This is a genomic window from Sphingomonas sp. SP6 (assembly GCF_058313435.1).
The window spans coordinates 128,471-147,445 of sequence record NZ_JBZFLG010000001.1 but is presented as its reverse complement, the minus strand read 5'-3'; the positions used below and the strand labels follow the sequence as shown (position 1 = coordinate 147,445).

16 protein-coding genes are annotated in these 18,975 nt (G+C 68.1%); 6 read left to right on the top strand and 10 right to left on the bottom strand.

What is annotated here, in order from left to right; genetic code table 11:
- Nucleotides 1–7: 7 nt before the first annotated feature.
- From AC4GYY_RS00710 to queF, 3 genes are all read right to left on the bottom strand, one after another.
- A complete protein-coding gene (locus AC4GYY_RS00710) occupies nucleotides 8–1,282 on the bottom strand; it encodes a glycoside hydrolase family 130 protein (RefSeq protein ID WP_491117845.1) in 1,275 nt (424 codons plus the stop codon).
- A gap of 51 nt (nucleotides 1,283–1,333) precedes the next feature.
- Complete coding sequence (locus AC4GYY_RS00705) at nucleotides 1,334–3,604, bottom strand: glycosyltransferase family 4 protein (protein ID WP_491117843.1); 2,271 nt, start codon at nucleotides 3,602–3,604, stop codon at nucleotides 1,334–1,336.
- A gap of 115 nt (nucleotides 3,605–3,719) precedes the next feature.
- On the bottom strand, nucleotides 3,720–4,163 hold the full coding sequence (gene queF / locus AC4GYY_RS00700; RefSeq protein ID WP_491117841.1) for a preQ(1) synthase: 444 nt from the start codon (nucleotides 4,161–4,163) through the stop codon (nucleotides 3,720–3,722).
- Between the two features lie 101 nt (nucleotides 4,164–4,264).
- Here queF and AC4GYY_RS00695 point away from each other — a divergent pair, with 101 nt between their 5' ends.
- The 5 genes from AC4GYY_RS00695 (at nucleotide 4,265) to AC4GYY_RS00675 (ending at nucleotide 9,420) form a co-directional block, all read left to right on the top strand.
- Nucleotides 4,265–4,852 carry a hypothetical protein gene (locus tag AC4GYY_RS00695; protein WP_491117839.1) on the top strand — a complete coding sequence of 196 codons (588 nt, stop codon included), beginning with the start codon at nucleotides 4,265–4,267 and terminating at the stop codon, nucleotides 4,850–4,852.
- Complete coding sequence (locus AC4GYY_RS00690) at nucleotides 4,849–6,399, top strand: cryptochrome/photolyase family protein (protein ID WP_491117837.1); 1,551 nt, start codon at nucleotides 4,849–4,851, stop codon at nucleotides 6,397–6,399. Before AC4GYY_RS00695 ends, AC4GYY_RS00690 begins: the two co-directional genes overlap by 4 nt.
- Nucleotides 6,400–6,408: 9 nt before the next feature.
- Nucleotides 6,409–7,248, top strand: a complete 840-nt coding sequence (locus AC4GYY_RS00685; RefSeq protein WP_491117835.1) for a sulfurtransferase — start codon at nucleotides 6,409–6,411, stop codon at nucleotides 7,246–7,248.
- The gene (gene metC / locus AC4GYY_RS00680; RefSeq protein WP_491117833.1) at nucleotides 7,245–8,429 is read left to right on the top strand and encodes a cystathionine beta-lyase; all 1,185 of its coding nucleotides are present in this window, start codon (nucleotides 7,245–7,247) and stop codon (nucleotides 8,427–8,429) included. Before AC4GYY_RS00685 ends, metC begins: the two co-directional genes overlap by 4 nt.
- 199 nt (nucleotides 8,430–8,628) lie before the next feature.
- A complete protein-coding gene (locus tag AC4GYY_RS00675; protein WP_491117831.1) occupies nucleotides 8,629–9,420 on the top strand; it encodes a TorF family putative porin in 792 nt (263 codons plus the stop codon).
- Nucleotides 9,421–9,510: 90 nt separating this feature from the next.
- On the opposite strand, the gene AC4GYY_RS00670 is transcribed toward AC4GYY_RS00675, so the two are convergent.
- The 7 genes from AC4GYY_RS00670 to AC4GYY_RS00640 form a co-directional block, all read right to left on the bottom strand.
- Nucleotides 9,511–9,918 (bottom strand): DUF3035 domain-containing protein, encoded by a 408-nt coding sequence (locus AC4GYY_RS00670; RefSeq protein WP_491117829.1) that lies wholly within the window; start codon nucleotides 9,916–9,918, stop codon nucleotides 9,511–9,513.
- Nucleotides 9,911–10,423, bottom strand: a complete 513-nt coding sequence (gene lspA, locus AC4GYY_RS00665; RefSeq protein ID WP_491117827.1) for a signal peptidase II — start codon at nucleotides 10,421–10,423, stop codon at nucleotides 9,911–9,913. The genes AC4GYY_RS00670 and lspA overlap by 8 nt, the downstream gene beginning before the upstream one ends.
- Nucleotides 10,420–13,323, bottom strand: a complete 2,904-nt coding sequence (gene ileS, locus AC4GYY_RS00660; protein ID WP_491117825.1) for an isoleucine--tRNA ligase — start codon at nucleotides 13,321–13,323, stop codon at nucleotides 10,420–10,422. The genes lspA and ileS overlap by 4 nt, the downstream gene beginning before the upstream one ends.
- A gap of 254 nt (nucleotides 13,324–13,577) precedes the next feature.
- Nucleotides 13,578–14,507, bottom strand: coding sequence for a bifunctional riboflavin kinase/FAD synthetase (locus AC4GYY_RS00655; protein ID WP_491117823.1), 930 nt, complete (start codon nucleotides 14,505–14,507; stop codon nucleotides 13,578–13,580).
- Nucleotides 14,508–14,546: 39 nt separating this feature from the next.
- Nucleotides 14,547–15,011, bottom strand: a complete 465-nt coding sequence (locus tag AC4GYY_RS00650) for a dihydrofolate reductase (protein ID WP_491117821.1) — start codon at nucleotides 15,009–15,011, stop codon at nucleotides 14,547–14,549.
- Nucleotides 15,012–15,130: 119 nt separating this feature from the next.
- On the bottom strand, nucleotides 15,131–15,673 hold the full coding sequence (locus AC4GYY_RS00645; RefSeq protein WP_491117819.1) for a hemerythrin domain-containing protein: 543 nt from the start codon (nucleotides 15,671–15,673) through the stop codon (nucleotides 15,131–15,133).
- 316 nt (nucleotides 15,674–15,989) lie between these two features.
- Entirely contained in the window at nucleotides 15,990–16,784 is a 795-nt protein-coding gene (locus AC4GYY_RS00640; RefSeq protein WP_491117817.1) for a thymidylate synthase, read from the bottom strand.
- A gap of 62 nt (nucleotides 16,785–16,846) precedes the next feature.
- Between AC4GYY_RS00640 and AC4GYY_RS00635 the strand changes: the two genes are divergently transcribed.
- Nucleotides 16,847–18,901, top strand: a complete 2,055-nt coding sequence (locus AC4GYY_RS00635; protein WP_491117815.1) for an NAD(+) synthase — start codon at nucleotides 16,847–16,849, stop codon at nucleotides 18,899–18,901.
- Nucleotides 18,902–18,975: the final 74 nt, after the last annotated feature.

Below are 18,975 nucleotides of genomic sequence, written 5' to 3'. Positions count from 1 at the left end.
CTCCCACTCACCGCATCGCGGCGAGCAATTCACCGATGTCCACGAACGCGAATCCGACCGAGCTGTCGGCGATGCCGTAGGGCATGAACAGCCGGTCGCCGATCCGCATCGCGCCGCAGGTATAGACGACGTTGGGCACATAGCCCTCACGGTCCTGGTCGACCGCGGCCAGGATCGGCTCGGGTGTCCGCCCCAGCACCTTCGACGGGTCGTCCTTGTCGAGCAAAGCCGCCCCGATCGAATATTTGCGCATCGCGCCGACGCCGTGCGTCAGCAGCAGCCAGCCCTCGTCGGTCTCGATCGGCGGGCCGCAATTGCCGATCTGGACGAACTCCCAGGGCGCCTGGGGCTTCAGGATCAGGCCGCCGTCCTCCCAATGGTCCAGCCGGTCGGAGCGGAGCAGATACAGGTTCTCGCCGTCCTGCCGCCCGATCGAGAGATAGTCGCCGCCCACCTTGCGCGGGAACAGCGCGATCCCCTTGTTGCGCGCCGCGCTTCCGGTCATCGGCACGAGGTCGAACGCGCGGAAATCGCGGGTCCGCATCAGCTCGGACTGGATCGTCGCGCCGTTATAGGCGGTATAAGTCCCCAGCCACTCGACCGAACCGTCGTCATGCTCGAACCGGACGAGCCGCAGATCCTCCAGCCCCTTCGATTGCGCCTCGGTGATCGGGAAGATCACCGTTCCCGAGAGGTTCGAATCGCGGTGGCGGTAGACGGTGATCGGGCCTTCGGGCGGCTCCGCCTCGCTGGTCCCGACCGCATCGGTCGCGGTCGCGAACGGCGGCTCGGGCGCGAGCTTGAGCTGGTTCTGCGACGTCACGATTCCCTCGCGGAACGCGACGGAGGAGATATGGCCTTCGCCCACCGAGCGCAGCGACATCAGGATCCGGACCGACCCCTCCGGCATCCCGGTCTGGTCGAAATGCGGCACCACGCTGGGGTTCATCAGCGCCGCGGCGGCATAGCTGTATTCGTGGCAGAAATACGCGCCGATCAGCTGCCGCTTCGTGTCCCCGATCGCATGGCCGTCGAGGGCGTGCGACGCGGCGACCGCGTCGTACCGGGTCATGAACACGCGCCGGGTCTGCCAATGCCGCGCCTCGAAGTCCTTCAGCACGGTCTCGAGCTGCTCCAGCGCCTCGACCTCGTTCATCGCCAGCACTTCGCCGATGATCCGCTCGGACCGCTTCGGGCCGGTCCCGCTCCAGCCGAGGTGGAAAGGCCGCACCACCACGCGCGACGGATCGGCGTGCAGGCGCAGCGGGTGTTCGAAGAGCATCAGGCAGCCTCGTCGCGGTTCGTCGCGTGAATGCGGCGACGCGAGACGAGGCTACGCGGCGGCGCGCGGTCGCCCTGCCACGGCAGCGCCCGCCTTTGAAAGCCCCGAAATGGCGCAGGAGGCGAGTTGCAGCGCCAGGATCGATTCCGCACCTTGATTCCGGTTGAGCCCGGTCGGCATCAGCCCGTCGAAACAGCCGCCGTCGCCCTTGCTCGCCAGCGGCAGATCGAGGTCGTTCATGCCGAGGAACCATCCGTAGGCGCGCTCGCCTTCGGTCACCCAGCGGAGATCGCCGGTCGCGTCGAACGCGGCGCGGCACGCCTCGATCATTCCCTGCGCCTCGAGCGGCTGCTGATCGAACGGCAGCGGATCGGCGTAGGGTCGCCCGAAACTCTCGGACCCGACCGCGCGGAAGAACCCGGCGGGGGCTGTCTGCTTGGCGACGATCCAGTCGAGCGTCACGATGCCGCAGTCGATCAGGTCCTGTCGGCCCAGCAGCTTGCCCGCGCGCAGCAGCGCCTCCGGCAGGCGGGCGTTGTCATAGGCGAGGACGATCTCGAACCATTCCCACTCCGGGCGCCGCGCCTCGCAGAGCAAGGCGTAATGATCGTCCGGGAAACGCTCGAGGATCGAGCGCGCCAGCTGGTGCCCGGCATGGGCCTCCAGCACCGCCGCCGCGCCCAGCATCGCGAACGCCTGCGCGCGCGGCGACTCCAGCTCGAAGGCGAGGCTCGCGGTCGCATCCCACATCGCGATCGCCCATTCACGGTGCGCCCGCGTCCGCGCGTCCCGTGACGCGACGCCGAGCGCCCAGAGCGTACGGCCGTTCGAGTCCTCGGAGCCGACGTCCTCGCACCACGTCCGGTCGTAATTCATGAAGTTGCGGAATCGCCGCCGCTCGGGGTTCCACGCATATTGGACGAACGAGGCGTACGTCGACATCCACTTCTCACGCTTCGCCTCGTCGATCCCCTCGGCCTCGCACATCAGGATCAGGGCGCGGGCGTTGTCGTCGATGCAGTAACCGTGGCGTCGGTCGGGCACCGAATAGATCGCGTGCTGGAGCATCCCGGTCGCGTCGCTCATCCGCTCGACCGCGGTCAGATCGACGTCAAGCGCCTGGATGGGCAGGGGGCTCGAGGGAAGCCGCCGCGGTTGGGCGGCGACGATCCTCGCGATCTCGGTCACCGCACGCTCCGCGAGCTTGGACCAGACCATGGTCCGGCCGCGCGCATACGCCCTCGCCGACAGGGCCTGACGGTTGCGGTCGCTGCCGAGCAGCGCGCCGATCTCGCGCGCGAACGCCGCGCTGTCGCCGAAATTGACCAATACCCCATGCCCCTCACCGAGGATCTCGGTCGCGTGGACGTAAGGTGTCGAGACGACCGGCTTGCCGACCCCGACCGCATAGGACAGCGCGCCGCTCGTGATCTGCGCAGGATTGTTGTACGGAGTCGCATAGACGTCCGCGGCTTGAAGATAGTCGAGCAGATCGTCGTAATCGACGAACGCATCGATGAAGGCGACGTTGTCCGCGATGCCCAGCGACGCGGCGAGCGCCTTCAGCCGGTCGCGATACTTCTCGCCCTCATGCGCGACGAGATTGGGGTGCGTCGCGCCCAAGACGACGTAAACCGCCGTCGGATGCTCGGCGATGATCGCCGGCATCGCCTCGATCATCGTCTCGATACCCTTGTTGGGGGCGAGCAGACCGAAGGTCAGGATGGTCTGGTGTCCGGCCCAGCCGAACCTCGGCTTGAACGCCTCGGGGTCGGCCAGCGCGCGGTCCGGCACACCGTGCGGAATGGTCACCACCGCCTGTGCGGTCGCGCCATAGACGCGGATCAGGATCTCGCGGCCACGCTCGGCCATCACGATCACGCGGGCGGCGCGGCGAAGAAGCTCCTCCATCACCCGCCGCTCGTCCGCGCTCGGCTTCTCGAGAACCGTATGGAGCGTCACGATCAGCGGCAGCGTCGTGCGATCGAGCAACGCCAGGATGTGATCTCCCGCCGCACCGCCGAAGATGCCGTATTCGTGCTGGAGCCAGATCGCCTGCGATCCGCTGTCCTCGATCGTGCGCGCGGCGGCGAGATAGTCGCCGCGGTCGTGCTGGGCGATCGTGCCGGTGACCTGGGGCGGATAAGCGTAGCGGCCGGGATGGTCGTCCATCGCCCAGACATCGACCGCAAGCTCCGGAAACCGGGCCTGGAGCGCGGCGTAGGTGTCGGTCGTGTAGGTGGCGATCCCGCATTTGCGCGGAAGGAAGTTGCCGATCAGCGTGATCCGCTCGATCCCAGCTGGTGTCGACGTGCTCGTCATCCTCGTCTGTGCTCCGGGGCACGTCGGCGCCCGGGCGACGTGCTCGGGGATTAACTCAGATTGGCGCGGTTGGTTGCAGCTATGCTGCGATGCGTCATCCGCGACGCTCCGGCCGTCACCCGCGCCCGCGATAGGTCGGCACCCCCTGATCGGGCAGCCAAACCTCGGCCGGCGGCGCGCCCGTCTGCCAGAACACGTCGATCGGGATGCCTCCCCGGGGATACCAATAGCCGCCGATCCGGAGCCAGCGCGGCTGCATCTCCGCGACGAGCCGTTCTCCGATTCCGACGGTGCAATCCTCGTGAAAGGCCGCATGGTTCCGGAAGCTGCCGAGGAACAGCTTGAGCGACTTCGACTCCACGATCGTCTCGTCGGGCACATAGTCGATCACGAGGTGCGCGAAGTCGGGCTGGCCCGTGACGGGGCAGAGCGAGGTGAACTCGGGCACGGTGAAGCGGATCAGATAGGCACGGCCCGGCCGCGGGTTCGGGACATAGTCAAGCACCGCATCCGACGGCGAGGCGGGGAGCGGCGCGTGCTGGCCGAGTTGAAGCGTCATGCGCGTGCAGATAGGGATAGTGGCGTTGGCACGCCAGCGATGAGGGTCGTCGCGCTGGCGCAAGAGTCAGCGGATCGCTCGCGTCGAGCGCCAGGGGGGCCATGGAGCAGTTCAACTATGCGGTCACCCTTCTCTCGATCATCACCGGTCTGGGCCTGTCGGATTATGCGACCAGTCTTCACCGTCTGCTGAAACACCGGCGGACGGTCCGCTGGGACCCGATGGTTGTCGCGCTGGCGACCTACCTCAGCTTCGCGACGATCCGCTTGTGGTATCAGCAATGGTCGCTCAGGACCATGCCGGTCGCGACCCACCTGCCGGTGGTCACCGCGCTCACCGCCAGCCTGCTCCTGCTGGTGCTCGCACTGGTGGCCGCCCTGCCCGATGAGAATGACTTGAAAGACGGACGCATCGATCTTCGCGCCTATTACGCAGAGCATGAGCATTACATCTGGGTGGTCATGCTGGTCTATGAGATCAGCTGGGTTGCGCTCGGCCTGTTCTTCTTGACCAGATCGTTCACGGACGCGGACCTGCTCCGCCGGGCATGGCCCTGGATCTACTTCGTCCCCCCGCTGGTGCTCATCGCCGTCGCGGCGCACTCGCGGTCTCGGCGCGTGCACGCCGTCGTGCTCGCACTCGTCGCCGCGCACGATCTCGGGACGAATTGGGGGTTCTACCTGCAATGACCGCCGTCCAGCGTTTGGTGCCCGTTCTCGGGGACCAGCTCACTCCCGCCATCTCGTCGCTGCAAGGCGCGGACCCCGCCCACACGCGCATCCTGATGATGGAGGTCGCCGAGGAGACCATTTACGTCCGGCACCACAAGCAGAAGATCGCCTACATCCTCTCCGCGATGCGCCACCACGCCGCCGCGCTTCGCAAGGCGGGGTGGCAAGTCGACTATGTCGCGCTCGACGATCCGGATGGCACCGGCAGCTTCACCGGCGAGGTCGCGCGCGCCGTCGAGCGCCACGCGCCCGACCGCATCGTCGTCACCGAGGCGGGCGAGTTCCGCGTCCAGGCGATGCTGGAGAGCTGGGAGACGCTGTTCGGCCTGCCCGTTGAGATCCGCCCCGACACCCGCTTCCTCGCCGGCCACGCCGAGTTCGACACCTGGGCGAACGCGCGCAAGCAGCTGACGATGGAGTTCTTCTACCGCGACATGCGCCGCAAGACCGGTCTGCTGATGAACGGCAAGGACCCGGTCGGCGATCGGTGGAACTTCGACAAGGAGAACCGCAAGCCCGCGCTGGCCGATCTGCTGATGCCCCGCCCGCTCGCCTTCGCGCCCGACGCGATCACGCAGGAGGTGCTTGCCCTCGTCGTCGCCCGCTTCCCCGATCATCCCGGCAGCCTCGACGGCTTCGACTACGCCGTCACCGCCGAGGACGCCTCCGCCCAGGCCGACGCCTTCTTCGCCCATGCGCTGCCGCAGTTCGGCGATTACGAGGATGCGATGCTCGTCGGCGAGCGCTTCCTATGGCACTCGATCCTGTCGCCCTATCTCAATTCCGGGCTGCTCGACCCGCTCGACCTGTGCCGCCGGGCCGAGGCCGAATATCACGCGGGCCGCGCGCCGCTGAACTCGGTGGAGGGTTACATCCGCCAGATCATCGGCTGGCGCGAATATATGCGCGGCATCTACTGGCGAGAGGGCCCGACCTATGTCGACCGCAACTTCTTCGGTAACGCCCGCCCGCTTCCCGGCTGGTATTGGACCGGTGCGACGGACATGCGCTGCCTCGCCGAGTCGCTCGGCCAGACGCTCGCCACCGCGCACGCGCACCACATCCAGCGGCTGATGGTCACCGGCAATTTCGCGCTGCTGATCGGCGCCGACCCCAAACAGGTCCACCTCTGGTATCTGGAGGTCTATATCGACGCCTATGAATGGGTCGAGCTTCCGAACACCCTCGGCATGAGCCAGTTCGGCGACGGCGGGCTGCTGGGTTCGAAGCCCTATGCCGGCTCGGGCGCATACATCAACCGGATGAGCGATTACTGCCGCCATTGCCGCTACGACGTGACGAAGCGCGTGGGCGAGGACGCCTGCCCGTTCAACGCGCTCTACTGGGACTTTCTGGTCCGCAACCGCGACAAGCTCGGACGCAACCAGCGGCTCGCCATGCCCTATCGCACCTGGGACAAGATGGCGCCCAAGGCGCAAGAGGAGACGCGCGCGCAGGCCGCCACCTTCCTCGCCGGCCTCGACGCGAGCGGACCGCCTTACTAGACCGGGCGCATGGACGCGCTCGTCTCGACCCCATGGCTCGCCGATCAGCTCGGCGCCCGCGATCTCCGCATCGCGGACTGCACCTGGTTCCTCCCCGGCGACGGCCGGGATGCGCACGCCGAGTACGAGGGAGCGCACATCCCCGGCGCGGTCTTCCTCGACCTCGCCGAGATCGTCGACGACGCGAACCCCGCACCGATGATGATGCCGCCGTCGCCGAAGTTCGCCTCGCGGCTGTCGAAGCTGGGCGTTGGCGACGGCTGCCGCATCGTCCTCTACGACGCCTCCCCGCACCACACCGCCGCGCGCGCCTGGGCGATGTTCCGCAGCTTCGGCATCCTCGATGTCGCGATCCTTGACGGCGGCCTCGCCAAGTGGCGTGCCGAGGGTCGCCCGGTCGAGAGCGGCGCGCCGATGCCCAAGACTCGCCACCTGACGCCGCGCGAGCGCGGGGTCGGGATCGCCTCGCTTGCCGAGGTTCGCAAGGCGCTGGACGACGGCATCCAGATCGTCGACGCCCGCTCCCCGTCGCGCTTCGCCGGCGAGGAGCCCGAGCCGCGCCCCGGCGTCGTCCCAGGCCACATGCCCGGCGCGACCAACCTCCACTATGCGCGCCTGATCAACGCGGATGGCACCTACAAGCAGGGCGATGCCCTCCGGGCCGTCCTCGCCGAGGCGGGGATCGACCCCGACCGCCCCGTCATCACCACCTGCGGTTCGGGAGTCACCGCCAGCATCGTCGCCTTCGCGCTACACCTCTTGGGCAAGGACGTCGCCGTGTACGACGGCAGCTGGGCCGAATGGGGCGCCGATCCGACCACACCCAAGATCACGACGGGACGCGCATGAGCGAAGAAAAGCCGGCCACCAAGGTCGTCGCCGCCGGCCGCCGTCCCGAATGGACGCAAGGAATCGTCAATCCTCCGGTCTGGCGCGCCTCGACTCACCTCTATGACACCGTCGCCGATCTGCGCGCCGCCGGGGGGCGCGACACTCACCACCGGCTGTTCTACGGCCGCCGCGGCGGCCCGACGCAGTGGAGCCTGGCCGACGCGCTGACCGAGCTCGAGCCCGGCGCGGAGGCGACCTTCCTCTATCCCTCGGGCGTCGCCGCCATCGCGGCCGCGCTGCTGAGCGTCCTGTCTCCGGGCGACGAGCTGCTGTGCGTCGACTCGGCCTACGATCCGACCCGCTCGCTCGCGACCGGGCTCCTCAAGCGCTTCGGCATCGCCACACGCTTCTATGATCCGCTGATCGGCGCGGGCATCGCCGACCTGTTCGCGCCGAACACCCGCGCCGTCCTCATGGAGAGCCCCGGCAGCCTCACCTTCGAGGTGCAGGACGTGCCCGCGATCTGCGCCGCCGCGAAGGCGCGCGGGATCGTCACGTTGATGGACAACACCTGGGCGACGCCGCTGTTCTTCCCCGCGATCGCCAACGGCGTCGACCTGTCGATCCTCGCCTGCACCAAATACGTCGTCGGCCATTCGGACGTGATGCTCGGCAGCGTCACCGCCGCGCCCGGACGGTTCGCGAAGCTCCGCGACACCAGCTTCCAGCTCGGCCAGGTCGCCAGCCCGGACGACGCCTGGCTCGCCAGCCGCGGGCTGCGCACGATGGCGGTCCGACTGAAGCAGCACGAATCCTCGGCGCTCCAGATCGCCCGCTGGCTCGAGACCCGCCCCGAGGTCGCCCGCGTCCTGCACCCCGCGCTGCCCGGTTGTCCGGGCCACGACGTGTTCGCGCGCGACTTCGCGGGCTCCTCGGGCCTGTTCTCCTTCGTCCTGAACGGCGGCGACGAGCCGAGCAGGGCCGCCCTGATCGACGGGCTGCGTCACTTCGGCATCGGCTATTCCTGGGGCGGGTTCGAGAGCCTCGCGATCCCCGTCGATCCCGCGCGCCACCGTACCGCCACGACCTGCGCCTTCGCGGGTCCTTTGGTCCGTCTCCAGATCGGCCTGGAGGACCCGGCCGACCTCATCGCCGATCTCGCCGCCGGGCTCGATCGCTTCAGCTCCGTTGGAGGATAAGGTCCGAACTGTTGCTGTCGCGCAACGGCGCGTCGCGCAATCGTAAACGAATGTGTCCTGGGTGCTTGTGCGGCGCAGCGGATGGTGCGCAGATGAGGCTCGCCGACAGGCACCCGCGCGCCCGGCAACGGAACAGACGCGGGGCTGGCGGTGTGCAGGCGGGAACATCGACCTTCTTCGAAGATCCGAAAGGGATACGATGCGTTTCTCGACGACCCTCCTCGGCGGCCTGGCGATGATCGCCGTCGCCGCCCCGCTCGCCGCCGCCGCCCAGGATGCTCCCGCCGACGCACCGACCGCGCCGCCGCCCGCCTTTACGGTCACCGGCGGCGCCACGATCGTGTCGGACTACCGCTTCCGCGGCATCTCGCAGACCGACAAGAAGATCGCGGTTCAGGGCACCGCCACCGTCACCCACTCGTCGGGGTTCTACGCCTCGTTCTGGGGGTCTTCGATCGACGAGTACGTCGCCAACGGGTCGGACCAGGAGCTCGATCTGATCGCCGGCTACAGCCACACCTTCGCGAGCGGCGTGAAGCTCGATGGCGGCTTGCTCTATTATTATTACCCGGGCGGCGGCAACGCGAACACCGACTTCTTCGAGCCTTATGCCGACATCTCGGCGACCTACGGCCCGGTGACCGGCAAGGTCACGGTCAATTACGCCTGGAGCCAGAAGGCGCTTTCGCTCGGGCTGCCGGGCCGCGACAAGGAAGACAACGTCTATCTCGCGGGCGATCTCACGGCGGGCATCCCCAAGACCCCGATCAGCCTGACCGGGCACCTCGGCCATACCTTCGGCCAGAGCTACATCTCGGTCGACGACGGCTACACCGATTGGAACCTGGGCGCCGCGGTGACCTGGAACCACATCACCGCCGGCATCAGCTACGTCGACACCGACAAGACCGTGTTCATCACCGACAGCCACGCGAAGACGCGCAACATCACCAGCTCGGGCGTGGTCGCCTCGCTGGGCGTGAGCTTCTGATCGTCCCTTCGTCACTCCGGCCCTGAGCCGGGGTGACGCCTCTTCAAAGCAGGAGCATCACCCCGAGTCCCGCCAAGGGTGACGACCGACTCACTGCGGCGTGGAGGTCTTCGCGTCCTGCCCGTCGCCTTCGGGCGCGGCGACGACGTCGCGGGTGGTCGAGCCCTTGTCGACCACGGTCGTCCCGGGATCGCCCACGCCGCTGCGGATGCCCGGATCGGCCGCGCCGGCCCCGGCCTCGTCCAGCGTCGCCGTTTCAGCCGGGCTGCGCGCGGTGTTGCCGCCGAACAGCGCCTGGAGCGTCTGGTCCTGCCCCGTGTTGGTCTGCACGCGCGCCGCGCCCGGCTGCGGCGGCACCAGCGCGAAGTCGGGCGGAATCGCGAGCGGCGGCTGGCGCGCGACCGCGAACTCGTCGGGGCGGACCCGGTCGAACCCGGTCTGGCGGGCGCAGCCGGCGAACGCGAGCGCCACCCCTGCGATGAGCACGATCTTACGCATTCACATTCTCCGCTTGCGGGTCCGGCGCGTCGCGCGTCAGCAACGCGCGCGCCAGCAGGATCAGGACGCCGACCGTAATCGCCGCGTCCGCCATGTTGAAGACCAGAAATGGCCGCCACTCGCCGAAATGCAGGTCGGCATAGTCGACGACATAGCCCAGCCGGATGCGATCGAGGATGTTGCCGAGCGCGCCGCCCAGCACCAGCCCCAGCGCCGCCTGGTCCCCCTTCGCCGGTTCGCGCCATAGCCACACCAGCACGCCGACCGCGATCGCCCCGGTGACCAGCACCAGCAGCCACCGCCCGAGCGGGCTTCCGGCCGCGAACAGCCCCAGGCTGATCCCGATGTTGGGGACGAAGCGCAGGTCGAAGATCGGCGCGATCGTCCGCACGTCGCCCAGGTTCGCGATCCCGAGCGGCCCGGTGACGAGCCACTTCACCAGCTGATCGAGCGCGAACAGGACGACGGCCACGCTCAGCCCGAGCTTCGGAAGCTGCCGCGTCACGCCGCCATCTCCACCACGCTCGCGCACCGGTCGCACAGCCCGCCGTCGACCACCTCGGGCAGGCAGCGCCAGCAGCGCCCGCATTTGTCGTACTCGGTCCGCGTCACGCTCACCTCGGGCGCCACCTCGACCTTGGCGACGATGAACACCTCGGTCAGATCGTGCGGCGGCAGCGGCGTCTCGGGGACCGTCACCTCCGCCTCCAGGCTGGAGCGCACCGTCTTCTCGCGGCGCAGCGGCTCGATCGCCTCGGTCACACGCTCGCGCAGCTTACGGACTTCGAGCCAGCGCTGTGACACATCCTCCGCGGCTTCATCGGGCAGCTCGGGCCAATCGAGGAAGTGGACCGACGTCTCCTCACCCGGGAACCGATCCTGCCATACCTCCTCGGCAGTGAAGACCAGCACCGGCGCCGCCCAGCGCGTCATCGCGTGGAACAGCAGGTCGAGCATCGTCCGATACGCGCGCCGCTTCGGATCGGTCAGCGCGTCGCAGTAGAGCGAATCCTTGCGGATGTCGAAGAAAAAGGCCGACAGATCCTCGTTGGCGAACTCGGTGAGCATCCGGACGTAGCCATTGAAGTCAAAGGCCTGGATGGCACTCCGCAGGTTTCGGTCAAGGGCATGGGTCAGATGGAGCATGTAGCGCTCCAGCTCGGGCCATTCGGCGACCGGCAGCGCCTCTTCCTCGCCCCAGCCATCAAGAGCACCGAGCAAGTAGCGGAAGGTATTGCGCAATTTCCGATATTGATCGCCAACCCCGGCCAGGATCTCCTTGCCGATCCGGTGGTCCTCGGTGAAGTCGACAGAGAGCGCCCACAGCCGCAGGATGTCCGCACCGTAATCGCGCATCAGGTCGAGCGGGTTGATCGTGTTGCCGAGCGACTTGGACATCTTCATGCCCTTGGCATCCATCGTGAAGCCGTGCGTCAGCACCGCATCGTACGGCGCGCGCCCCCGCGTCCCGCAGCTCTCCAGCAGCGACGACTGGAACCAGCCGCGATGCTGGTCCGATCCTTCGAGGTACAGGTCCGCCGGCCAGGACAGCTCGGGCCAGCGCCCGCTCTCCAGCACGAAGGCGTGGGTGCAGCCCGAGTCGAACCACACGTCGAGGATGTCGGTGACCCGCTCGTAATCCGCCGGATCGCGCTCCGGCCCCAGCATCCCCGCCGCCGCGTCGTCGGTCCAGGCGTCGACCCCGGACTCGCGGAAGGCGGCGACGATCCGGGCGTTGACCTCCGGATCGACCAGCAGCTCCCCGCTCGCGCGGTGGACGAACAATGCGATCGGCACCCCCCAGGCGCGCTGGCGGGAGATGACCCAGTCCGGTCGTCCCTCGACCATCGCGCCGATCCGGTTGCGCCCCTTCTCGGGCACGAACCGCGTCGCGGCGATCGCGGCGAGGGCGCGGTTGCGGAGGGTGTCGCCGGGGGGGTGTCCCTCGACTTCGCTTCGGACGAGCGGAGGGGTTGAAGGGGCCGCCTCCTCCCCGTTCGTGTCGAGCGAAGTCGAGACACCCTCGCCACCCTCGATCGGCTTATCCACCGCAATGAACCACTGCGGCGTACAGCGATAGATCACCTTCGCCTTCGACCGCCACGAATGCGGATACGAATGCTGGAAGTCGTCCGACGCCGCCAGCAGCGCCCCCGCGTCGCGCAGGTCCGAACAGATCGGCCCGTCGGACGCGACGAACTTCTTGTTGATGACCGATCCCTGCCCACCGAGCCACGCCCAATCGTCGCGGTACATCCCCGCGGCATCGACCGCGAACACCGGCTCGATCCCGTTCGCCTTGCACAGCGCGAAATCGTCCTCGCCGTGATCCGGCGCCATGTGGACGAGCCCGGTGCCCGCATCGGTGGTGACGAAGTCGCCGGCGAGGAACGGGCGCGGCTTGGCGAAGAAGCTGCCAAGGTGATGCATCGGATGGCGGGCAACAGCACCGGCGAGTTGCTTGCCAGTAACTCGCCGCTTCTCCGGAGAACCACCGTCCTCCGACAGACCGGTGCGCTTCTCGAACGCAGAGATCAGGTCCTCGGCAACAAGGTAAGGCGGCGAGTTGGTCCCGGCGTCGCAGAACAGCCAGTAGTTGATGTCTGGCCCATATGCCAAAGCCTGGTTCACCGGGATCGTCCACGGCGTCGTCGTCCAGATCACCGCGTGTGCGCCGACCAGCTCGGGCGCATTCGGGGCCTCGACGATCTCGAACGCGACATCGATCTGGGTCGAAACAACGTCCTCGTACTCGACCTCGGCCTCGGCCAGCGCGGTCTTCTCGACCGGCGACCACATCACCGGCTTCGCGCCGCGATAGAGCTGGCCGCTCTCGGCGAACTTCATCAGCTCGGCAACGATCGTCGCCTCCGCCGCGAAGTCCATCGTCAGATACGGCTTGTCCCAGTCGCCGCCGATCCCGAGCCGCTTGAGCTGCGCCCGCTGGGTGTCGACCCAATGCTGCGCATAGGCCCGGCATTCGGCGCGGAACTCGCGGAGCGCGGGCTCGTCCGCCTCGGCTCCGCTCGGCACAGGCTTGTCGCGCTTCTTCTTGCGATACTCCTCCTCGACCTTCCACTCGATGGGAAGGCCGTGGCAGTCCCAGCCGGGCACGTAGGGCGCGTCCTTGCCCAGCAACGTCTGCGTCCGCACCACCATGTCCTTCAGGATATGGTTGAGCGCATGGCCGATGTGCATGTCGCCGTTGGCATAGGGCGGGCCGTCGTGGAGGATGAACTTCTCGCGACCGTTCCGCTGCTCGCGCAGCCGCTGATACACCCCGATCCGCTGCCACCGATCGAGGATCGCGGGCTCCTTCTGCGGCAGGCCGGCCTTCATCGGAAAGTCGGTCTTCGGCAGGAAAACGGTATCGCGCCAGTCGCGCTGCTCGATCGTGTCGGTCATGGGTATGCGGCCTGTAGCGGAGGTGTGCGCATTCGACAAAGGGGTTGGTTGCGCGGGCGAAGAAGGGCGTTTCGCGCGAAGCTCGCGAAGGAAAGAAGAGCGCGAAAAGAAGAGGGAAGAAGATGCGCTTCGGCGTTTGCGCTCGCCACGCCGCGCAGCGGTTGGGACCTGAAATTTGAGCCGCGCGGCGGAAGCGGACCGACGCCTTCGCGTCCTTATTTCCTTCGCGAGCTTCGCGCGAAACGCCCTTCTTCTCAGCCCCCGGAAAGCACCTCACGAGCCCGCTCGCAATCCGCCGCCATCTGCGCCGTAAGCGCCTCCAGCCCGTCGAACCGAGCCTCCGGTCGCAGGAACTCCACCAGCTCCACCGCGATCACCTGCCCGTACAGGTCGCCCGAGAAATCGAAGAAATACGGCTCCAGCAATTCCTTCGGCGGATCGAAGGTCGGCCGCACCCCCAGGTTCGCCGCGCCATCCAGAACGCGCCCGTCGGCCAGCCGCCCCCGCACCGCGTAGATGCCGTACGCGGGCCGCAGATAATGTCCCATGTCGAGGTTCGCGGTCGGATAGCCGATCTCGCGCCCTACCTTGTCGCCGTGCTGCACGACACCCTCGATGACGAACGGCCGCGTCAGCAGCCGCGCCGCCTCGCGCGGATCGCCCGCCTGCAACGCCTCGCGGATGCGGCTCGACGACACCACCTCGCCGTCCAGCGCGACCGGCCCCACGGTGTCGTCCGAAAATCCGAAGCGGCGCCCCAGTCCGGCCATCACCTGGGCATCGCCGCTCTTGGCGCGCCCGAAGGTGAAGTCCTCGCCCGTCACCACGCCACCGACCTTCAGGCAGCCGACCAGCCGCTCGGCGACGAACTCCTCCGCCGAGAGCGAGGCGAGCTCGCGATCGAAACGGAACACCACCATCGCGTCCGCGCCGGCCTGGGCGAACAGCGCCTGGCGCTGGTCGAGCGTGGTCAGCCGGAACGGCGGCGCATCGGGCTTGAAGTAGCGCACCGGATGCGGATCGAAGGTCGCGACCAGCGCCGGCCGGCCCTCCGCCCGCGCCCGCGCGACCGCCCGCCCGACCACCGCCTGGTGGCCGAGGTGAAAGCCATCGAAATTGCCGAGCGCGACGATCCCGCCCGCGAGATGCGCCGGCGCCGCCGCGGCCCCGTCCAGCCGCTCCATCCGCGCGCTATATGCGGCAGCCGCGAAGTGCGCCACCCGTCAGCGGATCAGCGTCACGAAGCTGTAGGCGGGCGCATCCGCCGCCGCTGCGAAATCCTCGCGCGCCGTTTCCTGCCAGCCGACGAAGGCGGGCACGACCGCATCCCCCGCGGGCGACGCATGCACCTCGGTCAGTTCCACCCGCTCGGCACGGTCGAGCAACAGCGCGAACACCTCCGCACCGCCGATCACCGCCGCGTCGGGCCCCGCCGCCGCCAGCGCATCGTCGACCGAATGCGCCGCCTCCGCACCCTCCGCGCGCCACGTCCGGTCGCGCGTCAGCACGACATGCCGCCGACCCGGCAAGGGCGCGGGGAAGCTCTCGAAGGTCTTGCGCCCCATGATCATCGCGCGGCCCATCGTCTGCGTCTTGAAGCGCTTGAGGTCCGCCGGCAGCCGCCACGGCAACGCGCCGTCGCGACCGATCACGCCGTTGTCGGCGCGCGCGAGGTGGAAGGTGATCATGGGGCGGTCTTACCCCATCCGCGCCCCGCCATAACCCCGTTCGTCCCGAGCGAAGTCGAGGGACAGGACGGCACCTGACGGTCTCGACTTCGCTCGACACGAACGGAGATTGGGGCAGCTCACTCCGCCTCCAGCGAGTCCGTCACGAACCTCGACGGATCCTCGACATACCCGTCCGGATCCTTGTCCTTCGGCGTCACGCCGTCGACATGCTTCGCCTCGAACGCCGCGAACTTCACGCCGAGATCGTGCCGCTCCTGAAGCGAGGCGTGCTTGCGGAAGTCGGTCAGCCCCTGCCGTTCCTCCTCCGCCATGTGATCGCTGTTGGCCTTGTTGCACCTGCCCACCGCCTTGAACCATTCCGGCGAGCCGACCTGCTCGCGGTCGACCGCCTCGCCGGTGTCGCGGATGTCGTTATGGTCCTCGATCGCGTCCTCGGTCTCCTCGTCGGCGGAGGGCGCGTCGTTGCCGCCGGTGCCGATTTGCAGCAGCCGCGGATAGAAGAACCGCTCCTCGGCCTCGGCATGCGAGTCGAGAAGACCCTTCAGCCGTGTCCAGATCGCGGCGAGCGCCTCGGTCTCTTCGGGCGCGATCTCGTCGATCTGGGCGAACAAGGCGCGCTGCTGGGCGTGTTCGGCGAGGATGAGCTGGGTGATGTCCATGGCCGGCTCAACCGGACTGGGCGAACGCGGTTCCGCCTGCGAACGGCTCGCGTCCGGTCGGCGCATCGCCGAACGCGGCGGCGCATGGCTTGAAGGCCCGAAGGCGTCAGTTCAGCGCGTGAACCAGCTGGGTCACCGCGAGGGCGATCACACCCCAACCGATCAGGGCGGACCCCACGATGACGCCAAGCTGCAAGCGACCGAGATGTCGAGTCGGCATGGTCTTATCCTCTCCTGGATCGGGTTTGAACCGATCCGGGATAAGGCACAATCACCAAAATGGGTTATATGGCAAGAAAGGATCCGGAACGGCGCGTCATACCGCGACCGCTGCCTTGATGTGCGGCTGCGCAACATAATCGTGAAGCACGAAGTCGCCGTATTCATACCCATCGATTGCCGACGGTTTCCGTAGGATTTCGAGTGTCGGCAAGTGTCCGGGCGAACGGCGCAATTGCTCTTCGGCTTGCTCCAGATGATTCGAGTAGAGATGACAGTCGCCGCCGGTCCAGATGAACTCGCCTGGCTCCAGCTCGCATTGCTGCGCCAGCAAATGGGTGAGCAGCGCATAGCTCGCGATGTTGAACGGCACGCCGAGGAAGATGTCCGCCGATCGCTGGTAGAGCTGGAGCGACAGCCGGCCGTTCGAGACATGGGTCTGGAACAGGCAATGGCATGGGGCCAGCGCCATCGCGTGGAGCTCGCCGGGGTTCCAGGCGGTGACGATCTGCCGACGCGAGGCCGGGTTGGTCCGGATCTCCGCGATCAGCGCCTTGATCTGGTCGATGCGCCGCCCGTCCGCCGCCTCCCAATCGCGCCACTGCTTGCCGTAAACGGGACCGAGTTCGCCCGCCGCGTCCGCCCATTCGTCCCAGATGCTGACCTTCTGCTCCTGCAACCAGCGAACGTTGGTCTCGCCGCGCAGGAACCACAGCAGCTCGATGATGATGGAGCGCAGGTGCAGCTTCTTGGTGGTCAGCACCGGAAAGCCGTTGGCCAGGTCGAACCGCATCTGGTGCCCGAAGACGCTGAGCGTCCCCGTTCCCGTGCGGTCCATCCGCCGGTCGCCCTCGCGCAGCGCACGCCTCATCAGGTCGAGATATTGATCCATGGCACTCCAAGTATCACGCCGGCGCGAGTCGCCAAGCGCTCCTCGCGACGGTATCGACGGGCATGACCCAGGCGACCTTCCGCTCCATCCACACGCACGCCATGCTCAGGGTCGCCGCGGCCACTCCGCGCGCGACGGTCGGCGATCCGGCGACCAATGCCGCGAACATCGTCGCGCTCGCCCGCGAGGCGGACACCAAAGGGGTCGACCTCGTCGTCTATCCCGAGCTGAGCGTCAGCAGCTATGCGGTCGACGACCTCCACCTTCAGGCCGCACTCCAGCAGGCGACGCGCGACGCGCTCGCCGCGATCGTCGCCGCAAGCCGCGATCTCAAGCCCGTCCTCCTCGTCGGTGCCGCGCTGGAGCGGAACGGCCGGCTCTACAACACGGCGGTCGCGATCGCGCGCGGCCGGGTGCTCGGCGTCGTCCCGAAGACCTTCCTCCCGAATTACCGCGAATATTACGAGAAGCGCTGGTTCGCGAGCGGCGTCGGGCTGACCGGCCTGACGATCGAGTTGAACGGCGGCGCCGTCCCGTTCGGGACGGACCTGATCTTCGCTGCCGCCGACCTCCCCCACTTCATCGTCCATGCCGAGATCTGCGAGGACTATTGGGCTCCCATCCCGCCGTCGACCGCCGGCGCGCTGGCCGGGGCGCTCGTCTGCGCCAACCTGTCGGCCTCGAACGTCGTCATCGGCAAGTCGCGCGAGCGGATGATGCTCTCCGCCGCCCAGTCCGCCCGCGCGGTCTGCGCCTACGTCTATTCCGCCAGCGGCCCCGGCGAGAGCACCACCGATCTCGCCTGGGACGGCCAGGGCACGATCCACGAATTGGGCGAGCTGATCGCGGAGAGTACGCGCTTCACCCGCGATCCCGAACTGTGCGTCGCCGACGTCGACTGTGGGCGGCTGACGCAGGAGCGGCTCCGCACCGGCACCTTCAACGACGCCGCGCGCGCCGCGGGCGACCCGGAGACCCGCTTCCGCCGGATCGCCTTCGAACACCGCCCCGACGTCGCCGACGTCGGGCTCCAGCGCGCCATCCGCCGCTTTCCCTTCGTCCCGAACACGCCCGAGACGCTCGACGAGGATTGCTACGAGGCCTTCAACATCCAGGTCGAGGCGCTTGCCAAGCGGCTTGAGGCGTCGCGGTCCGAGCGTCTCGTCATCGGCGTGTCCGGCGGGCTGGATTCCACCCACGCGCTGATCGTCGCCGCCAAGGCGTTCGACCGCATGGGCCGCGCCCGCGATCGGATCCTCGGCGTCACCCTCCCCGGTTTCGCGACCAGCGAGGGCACCAAGGGGAACGCCTGGGCGCTGATGCGCGCGCTGGGGATCGAAGCGGCGGAGATCGACATCCGCCCCGCCGCGCGCCAGATGCTCGCCGACCTCGGCCACCCCTTCGCCGGCGGCGAGCCGATCTACGACGTGACGTTCGAGAACGTGCAGGCGGGGCTGCGCACCGATTACCTCTTCCGGCTCGCCAACCAGCGCGGCGGGCTCGTGCTCGGCACCGGCGATCTGAGCGAGCTCGCGCTCGGCTGGTGCACCTACGGCGTCGGCGACCAGATGAGCCATTACGGTGTCAACGCCGGCGTTCCCAAGACGCTGATCCAGTTCCTGATCCGCTGGTGCATCGAGACCGCCCAGTACGACGCGGCGACCGGCCGTGTGCTGGACGCGATCCTGGCGCAGGAGATCAGCCCCGAACTGGTCCCGGCCGACGCGGACGGCGCGATGCAGAGCACGGAGGCAAAGATCGGCCCCTATCCGCTCAACGACTTCTTCGCGCATTACGTGATCCGGCACGGGCTGCCGCCGTCGAAGATCGCCTTTCTCGCCTGGCACGCCTGGCGCGACGCCGACGCGGGCGCCTGGCCGCGCGGCTATCCGGAGGCGAAGCGTGTCGCCTACGATCTCGCCACCATCCGCCACTGGCTCGAACGCTTCCTCGTCCGCTTCTTCCAGACGAGCCAGTTCAAGCGCTCCGCCCTCCCCAACGGCCCCAAAGTGTCGGCGGGGGGCGCGCTCAGCCCCCGCGGCGACTGGCGCGCGCCGTCGGACGGGACGGCGGCGGCATGGCTGGCGGAACTGGCCGCCAACTGCCCGGAGGCATGAAGCGGGGGGTTATGCTGCAAACGATCTCTCCCTATATGGAGGTCACCGGCGGCATCCCGAACTGTAGGCGCCAC